The sequence below is a fragment of the uncultured Sphingomonas sp. genome (assembly GCF_936927845.1).
Lineage (GTDB): Bacteria > Pseudomonadota > Alphaproteobacteria > Sphingomonadales > Sphingomonadaceae > Sphingomonas.
The window spans coordinates 247,226-253,313 of record NZ_CAKZHV010000058.1; the positions used below are offsets into that span (position 1 = coordinate 247,226).

The 6,088-nt window shown below is 62.3% G+C and carries 9 protein-coding genes and 1 pseudogene; 3 read left to right on the plus strand and 7 right to left on the minus strand.

Annotation, left to right across the window (positions count from 1 at the left end; genetic code table 11):
- Positions 1-32 precede the first annotated feature (32 nt).
- Entirely contained in the window at positions 33-239 is a 207-nt protein-coding gene (locus Q0579_RS10235; protein ID WP_298811873.1) for a hypothetical protein, read from the minus strand.
- Positions 196-750 carry a toll/interleukin-1 receptor domain-containing protein gene (locus Q0579_RS10240; protein WP_298811874.1) on the minus strand — a complete coding sequence of 185 codons (555 nt, stop codon included), beginning with the start codon at positions 748-750 and terminating at the stop codon, positions 196-198. The genes Q0579_RS10235 and Q0579_RS10240 overlap by 44 nt, the downstream gene beginning before the upstream one ends.
- A 324-nt stretch (positions 751-1,074) precedes the next feature.
- Here Q0579_RS10240 and Q0579_RS10245 point away from each other — a divergent pair, with 324 nt between their 5' ends.
- Positions 1,075-1,278 carry a hypothetical protein gene (locus Q0579_RS10245; RefSeq protein WP_298811875.1) on the plus strand — a complete coding sequence of 68 codons (204 nt, stop codon included), beginning with the start codon at positions 1,075-1,077 and terminating at the stop codon, positions 1,276-1,278.
- Between the two features lie 168 nt (positions 1,279-1,446).
- Here Q0579_RS10245 and Q0579_RS10250 read toward each other — a convergent pair whose 3' ends face one another.
- Together Q0579_RS10250 and Q0579_RS10255 are read right to left on the minus strand one after the other, a co-directional pair.
- Positions 1,447-1,746, minus strand: coding sequence for a hypothetical protein (locus Q0579_RS10250; protein ID WP_298811877.1), 300 nt, complete (start codon positions 1,744-1,746; stop codon positions 1,447-1,449).
- Between the two features lie 64 nt (positions 1,747-1,810).
- On the minus strand, positions 1,811-2,242 hold the full coding sequence (locus Q0579_RS10255; protein ID WP_298811904.1) for a hypothetical protein: 432 nt from the start codon (positions 2,240-2,242) through the stop codon (positions 1,811-1,813).
- Between Q0579_RS10255 and Q0579_RS10260 the strand changes: the two are divergent.
- Positions 2,200-3,351 (plus strand): annotated as a pseudogene (locus tag Q0579_RS10260) (type IV secretion system DNA-binding domain-containing protein); the annotation flags it as partial. The gene Q0579_RS10255 and the pseudogene Q0579_RS10260 sit on opposite strands and share 43 nt — an antisense overlap.
- A 184-nt stretch (positions 3,352-3,535) precedes the next feature.
- Here Q0579_RS10260 and Q0579_RS10265 read toward each other — a convergent pair.
- Genes Q0579_RS10265 through Q0579_RS10275 form a run of 3 tightly spaced genes read right to left on the minus strand, consistent with a single transcriptional unit; the run spans position 3,536 to position 5,126 of the window.
- Entirely contained in the window at positions 3,536-4,489 is a 954-nt protein-coding gene (locus Q0579_RS10265) for a hypothetical protein (RefSeq protein ID WP_043061473.1), read from the minus strand.
- An 8-nt stretch (positions 4,490-4,497) separates the two neighbouring features.
- On the minus strand, positions 4,498-4,887 hold the full coding sequence (locus tag Q0579_RS10270) for a type II toxin-antitoxin system VapC family toxin (protein ID WP_076718539.1): 390 nt from the start codon (positions 4,885-4,887) through the stop codon (positions 4,498-4,500).
- The gene (locus tag Q0579_RS10275) at positions 4,884-5,126 is read right to left on the minus strand and encodes an AbrB/MazE/SpoVT family DNA-binding domain-containing protein (protein WP_043061471.1); all 243 of its coding nucleotides are present in this window, start codon (positions 5,124-5,126) and stop codon (positions 4,884-4,886) included. The genes Q0579_RS10270 and Q0579_RS10275 overlap by 4 nt, the downstream gene beginning before the upstream one ends.
- Before the next feature lie 179 nt (positions 5,127-5,305).
- On the opposite strand from Q0579_RS10275, the gene Q0579_RS10280 reads away from it, so the two are divergent.
- Positions 5,306-6,016, plus strand: coding sequence for a hypothetical protein (locus tag Q0579_RS10280; protein WP_298811878.1), 711 nt, complete (start codon positions 5,306-5,308; stop codon positions 6,014-6,016).
- Positions 6,017-6,088: the final 72 nt, after the last annotated feature.

A 6,088-nucleotide genomic window follows, 5' to 3' on the forward strand; every position in this document is an offset into this window, starting at 1 on the left:
GCCCAGATCGACAGCGTGGAGCTATCGAAGCGCTAGTCCAGGATGAGGCGGGCGTTCGTCGGCAGGGCGGCGACCGCGGTGAGACGATCGACGGGGTTCGCTTCGCTCGTGATCTTCGTCCAGGGGAGGTCACCGATCGCGATCGTCGGCATGTCGCCGGCCGATCGGGCATGTCCCTCGCTGACGTGTACGCGATCACCAACAATCTCGTCGAAGGCTTCGATCAGTTCGGGGGTCATCCGGGGCCCGACAGAGGCCGAAGCGCTGAACGAGATGAGATCGCCGCGTGACGCTGGGCGGCGTGAATCGGTGCCGGGTGGCCGTCACGGCTGCGCGCACGTCCTGAGCGACGTCGAGCCAGGCTTCGTCCCGGTCAGGCCAGGACCTGACCGGACGATTGTCGCGGGGCGTCCCGCGTAGCTGGGCGAGCGGTGTGTTGCGCCGGTCGCAATGCCTCACCACCACCGGAATCACCTTGGCCTCACCGGTCGCGTGACGCTCGAGCGCGCGGGTCATCTCACGCGAGTAGCAATAGTCCGACTCGATGAAGTCGGGACTGAGAAGACGGAGGATGACGTCGGCCTCCTCGAGATAGGCGTCGATCGCGTCGTCGAGCCGATCGCCCGCGGTAATCCTTCGATCGTGAAGCGCCGCGATCAGGCCCTCTCGCTTCAGCGTGGAGAGATGGGTCTCCAGCTCGTCGCGCAGTTCCTCGTCCTTGTGGCTGTATGAGAAGAAGAGCTTGGCCATACCGCAGGATGCGCTCGGCGAAGCCTCGCCGCAACGGCCGAGACGCCGCCGCCTCGTGCGGTGGCTGCGGCGCTCACGCACTCGGCAGGTCATGATCGCATCGGAACCGGCTGCCGGTGTATGAAATGTGGCCTCTGCCGGTATCAGATCTCGATCATGCTTCGACGGCGGATGGACCGCTGCCACCTAATCCCTGGCGTGTCAGCGGCTTCTGACGCGTAGCGCGCGGACCGCACGCCGCAGCAGATCCGACTTGAAAGACGTTCCTGTAATGTTCTACTTCAGTGGTGCGGGCGGCGATGCCCGTGTTTGTTGGAGCTGATCATGCGGCACGATCCGCGACTGCGCGCGGCTGCGCGCGCGATCTATGACGCCTGCTACCCGAGCAACGACTGGGTGCCCGTTGACTTCGCCGAGGCCGAGCGCTTCGGCACCGTCCATTACCGGCAGGCGGTCGAGGCGGCTCTCTGCGCTCGCGCTCTGCTGGCGAACCCCGGAGAGCAGCTCACGCTGCCGTCGTTGGTGTAGCCTTTCCGGTATGGTGGTCCCACCGAAGACCTTTGCCTTAGTCTCTGCTGCTGATCTAGGATGTCCGGGAGTGGCAGAAAGTAAAATCCTTGCTCTGACCCACATTGGGACATTCAGAGCCGCTTTCCTGATCTCCGTAAGCTGGCGCTCTTTCTCGAAGGGGACGGCTCACGCCTTCTGCAGGATCGATGCGATCAGGCGGTTCGTCTTTGATCCATTCGCAAAATAATCGAGCAAGTAGTTGCGCGCCTGCTTATCCAAATTACGCGACCCCACCGCCGAGGCCCAAGCGAGCCAGTCGGACCTACCCTCGCGGAGGAAGCTTTCCCGCATCTCGGGCAGGCCGTAGCGCCGATCGGGGATTTCCAGGATTTTGGCGCGCGAGATATCTGTTGCGCTCTCATGCCGGTAGGTCCTCCAGGAAGAAGTCCACGGCGCTGAAAGGCTTCTGCCTTGCGGTTGGGGCATTCGCCACTCTGTCGGTCTCCTGCCTCGCCCAAGGCGTTCGCTTCGACAAAGACGCGAGCTTAGATCAGAGGTTGCACCTCTCGCAATCGGACGAAGGAAAGACCCAATGGCGGTCACTCGGACCGCTTTGCCCGCTTTCCAAACTCCGACGTTCGTTCATAAGCTGCTCATTGGTGCCCGCGACGCGCACAGGGGCACTGCGCCCATCCATGGAACGGGATCGGTCGTCACGCTCATCATCGCTGGTCCGGCCGCGATCGGCCGGCGATCTCGCCTCGGCGCTGCTCACCACCGTCGCTTCCGACGACAGGCCGTCGCGGGAATTATCGACCTCCGCTTCGCTGGGCTGGGAGAGGATATTGGCGGCGAGATTGTTCGCGACGTTGGCCGGCTCGACCTCCTCCTCCGACAGTGCCAGCGACTCCCCCCGCCCGCCGTCTTCACCACCACCGTTCGGCTTCCCTACTTCTCGGCACGACCGGCGCCGGTAAGACAACCGCCCTACGCAAGACCATCGCACAGATCCGGCAGCGCCAAGACAGTGCCGTCGTGTTCGATCTGACGGGGGCATATGTCGAAGCCTTCTACGACCCCGAGCGCGATACAATCCTGAACCCGATGGACGCGCGTTGCCCGGCCTGGTCGATCTTCAACGACTGTCGGACGTACAGCGAGTTCACGGCCGCTGCCGCCGCCCTCATTCCGTCCGATGGCGGCTCGTCCGAGCCCTTCTGGGCGCTCGCCGCGCGGACCCTATTCATCGAGATGTGCATGAAGCTCATCGAGAAGAAAATGACCACGAACCAAGCGCTGGCCGACAACCTCATGACGGCCGACCTGAAGCAGGTTCACAAGCACCTAGCCAAGACGATCGCCGACCCTCTGACGGCGCCTGAAGCCGCCCGCATGGCGGAGTCGATCCGCGCCGTCTTCAACACCAATGCGCAGGTCCTACGCTTCCTCCCCGACGAGGGGCGCACCTACTCGATCAAGGACTGGATGACCGGCGACAAGAAGCCCGGTTCGATCCTATTCATCACCTCGAATTATACCGATCTCGAGATGAACCGGGCGCTGCTCACGCTGTGGTCGAATCTTGCCATCCACTCGCTCATGACGATGCCGAAAACCCGTTCGCTGCGGACGTGGTTTATGTTCGACGAGCTCGGTGCCCTCCACCGGCTCCCGGCGATCGAAAGCGGCCTGCAGACCGCCCGAAATTTCGGCGGAGCAATGATCCTCGGGCTCCACTCCTTCGACAAGCTCGTACAGGTCTACGGCGAGGAAAACGCCCGCAACCTGTCGTCGCTCGCGCGCACCAAATTGATCCTGGCTGCAGCGGATCTCGATACCGCGGAGCAGTGCGCGAAATATATCGGCAACCGTGAAATCCGGCAGATGGATGAGGGCTATAGCTACGGCTACAATAACACCCGCGACGCCTCGACCCTGACACCGCGAAAGCAAGTCGAGCCGCTGGTCATCCCAGACGACATTACGAACCTTCCGTCCATGCACGGCTTCGTCAAATTTCCTGACGGATTCCCTGCCGCCCGCATCCAGCTTGAGTGGGAGCATTACCCGAAAGTCGCGGAAGGCTTCGTCCCGCGGAAACCGCGCGATCCTGATGCGCCTGCAACGTCTGGTCGCGGAGGTGGTGGGAACCTGCCAGGTCGTCTGCAAGCAACGCACGAAGGCGCGAGCCTGTGGGCGGGATAACGCGTTTTCGATGGCCAGCGAAGTGCGAACTTGCTCTGCGACGGCACGCCGCATCTCTTCGGACATGGCGTCAGGGCTTCCACATAGAGGTATACAGCCCGTCGATCAGCGCCTCACCGCCTTCAAGGATCAACTCGACAACCTGCAAGTCATGCGGGGCGGTGTAGTCTGCCGGCGGCTTCTTCCACGGGATCAGCACATTCAGTTTCTTGCGGGTCGCTGCGGCGTTGCCGGCGATCACAACGAGGTTCGTCCGAGCAAGCGTGGGTACGGTCGCGGTGATCGCGGCGTCCATGGACGCAATGGCGGTCGCATGATTCACGGGATCCCGCAGCTCCAGCAGGCGCTGCAGCTGACGCAAGCCCTTCGGAACGACGCTATCCCGATTCACCTCAAACCAAATGCCACGACCGTTGTGGACATTCTTGCCCGTAGTCGGATCTTTCAGGTTCTTCTCGCCATGGAGGAGGGCGGCGACGGCCGAGTTGGTAAGGGAGGCGCGCCACTTTGCTTCCCCGACGATGACCCGGACCACGTTCCCGGCCGCGTCGAGTCGTACCCCGACGAAGTCGGAACCGAAGCGACCGAATACCTGGCGCTTGCGGGATGGATCGTAGCGAAGGTCCCACAGATAGCTCTCCACATCGGCATGGAAGCGGAAAAGGAAGATCGGGACCGACCACTGATGCTCGCCGACGAGTTCCTCTGCATAGGCCTGGGTTACCAAGCCGGCGACTACTTCGCCAAATAGGCCACGCCGGGCGACGGCCGGCAGGCAGTCTGGATAGCAGGCATGGGCTCCCGCCGCCCCAGCGTCCGGGTGAAGGTCGATGCCGACCTGCTTATGAAAATGTTCGCGCGCGTCGAGATGAGCTGACTCAAAATACGGGCGAAGAGCGTCGATCAGACTCTTGTCGATTGGCTTGATCTGTTCGAGCAGGAGGTGACCGTAGCGATCTTCGATCGTCCCGTTGGCATCGAGCCACGCCTCAAGTGCGGCGGATGGGGGCGGTTCGGTGTGCACCTCACAACCTACCGGATAGTCACGATCTTCACGGCCACGTCGCCTGCTATGTCGCGCCACGCTTTGTCGGCGGTGTACGCCGCGACGCCGAGGCGTTTGGCCAAAGCGAGGCAGAAGCGATCGCCCAGCGACAACCCGGCCGATGAGGTGGCAGCGCGCAGGTTACCGGCATCCCAGGCGAGCGCATCATCCGCCGCGACGACGGTATAGGGCAGGGCCGCCAGCATCGCTCGCACGTCGTCAAGTGGCGCGCCTAGATGAACAAAGTGGCTGATGACCTCCGCCTGATTGATCGCGCACACTGAGGCATCCGCAATCACGCTGGCGACCTTGCTGGCACCGCGCTCGCCTTTCAACAGTGCGAGGATCGCCGAGGCATCGAGAACGACATGGGTCATTCGCCGCTGTCCTCGCGCCGTACGGCAAGAAAGTCATCGACCGACGCGCCGGGCTGTTGTGCGTAGCGCTTGGCGATTGCTTGCGCCTTTGCCACCGCCTGCTCCACGGTGCGCAGGATAACTCCGTCCGGCGTTTCTTCGACAAGGACCGCACCGCCATCCTCAAGCCCTAGGCGCTTTCGAATGCCCACCGGCAGGCTCATACGACCATTTGGTGTGATGTTAACTTGTAGCGTCATATGGCAAAGCCCGCGTGTGGTGGCATTAGGAGTTACATATGCCACCATGATAGCGAAGAGGCGAGGGGGTAAACGCAAGCCGCCATCGATCCCGACAGCCACAAAAGTTACTAGCGATAAGCCCGATTCCTGCTAGCAAGGTGGCAGGCAAAATTATGGGTCGGAACGGAGCCGAAACAGTGATCATCGACGTGCCGACGCCGGATGAATTTCACGATGCCGGCGTCAATCAGCTCTACCTGGCATGGAAGATCACCATGGACGCGCACGACGCGTGGTCCATCGGAGTTGGTGCCAGTGGGGATGCGGAGGCGACCGACGACTATTGGCGAAGTGTGCAGCCTGCACTGTCGAACGCCTATAGCCTTATCCAGCAAGCGATGGAGCTCGGCCTCAAGGGCCGGATCGCGCGCGTGTCGCCATACCTCCTCCTTGGCGATCCAGCCGACTGGAGCCCGAAGGCGGCGAAGGGGGCAACATCGTTTGGCGAGCTGCCGAGCCTCGAGGCGTCAAAGCTCGTAGCCGTGCACAACAGCGTTGTGGACCCGCCGCTGGACCCGTCGTTCAACACCTTCTGGACTGCGGTTCGCAAAGACCGCAACCGCATCATGCATTCGGCGCCGCGCGTAACCTTCACTGCGGGTGAGGTCACCCGTACCATCCTAATGGCGGCAAACGCGCTTTTTGCGGAGACATCATGGGTTGACCGGTTGTTTGCGATGGAGGGGGAGAGCAAGTTCGCCATCTTCGGCCTGGATGACCACGTCTACAGCGCCGTTGTCGGCCAGGTGGCCTGTGCCATCGAATTCCTCACACCCGCGGAGGCGATCGACCTTTTCGGCTTCAATCCCAGGCAGCATGCCTATCTCTGTCCTGCCTGCTTTGAGTAAGCGTCCGGTCTTCTCCACCTTGCTGACGAGGTGATGCGCAAGCCACAGGTGCGGCACTGTGGCAGACACCGG